Origin of the sequence: Erythrobacter sp. HI0063, assembly GCF_001635685.1 — a bacterium.
In the GTDB taxonomy this organism is placed as follows: Bacteria; Pseudomonadota; Alphaproteobacteria; order Sphingomonadales; family Sphingomonadaceae; genus Qipengyuania.
Genome location: NZ_LWFF01000281.1, coordinates 1 through 228, shown reverse-complemented (window position 1 = coordinate 228; position 228 = coordinate 1). Strand labels below are relative to the sequence as shown.

Genomic DNA, 228 nt, shown 5'->3' with positions numbered 1-228 from the left:
CCGCCTTCGGCCACCACCAGCATGTTTTCCGCCCGCGCGGCGGCGACGACCTGCTGGCGCTGTTCGCGGCGCGGCTGGTTGTAGTTCTTGACCGAGATTCCGCCCTGCGCCTTGATCCGGCGCACATGGGCCAGCGCGTCCTCGTATCCGTCGATGCGGGCATAGACGCTGGGCGCCTTGGCCCCGTAAATGATCTCGCCGGTCGAGAAGATGCGCGGGGCAAGCAGC

The 228-nt window shown here is 68.0% G+C and carries 1 protein-coding gene; it reads right to left on the bottom strand.

Translation table 11 applies throughout. The annotated features are described in order from the left end of the window. On the bottom strand, nt 1-228 hold a 228-nt coding region (locus A3736_RS09745), incomplete at both ends, for a hypothetical protein (RefSeq protein ID WP_156502066.1).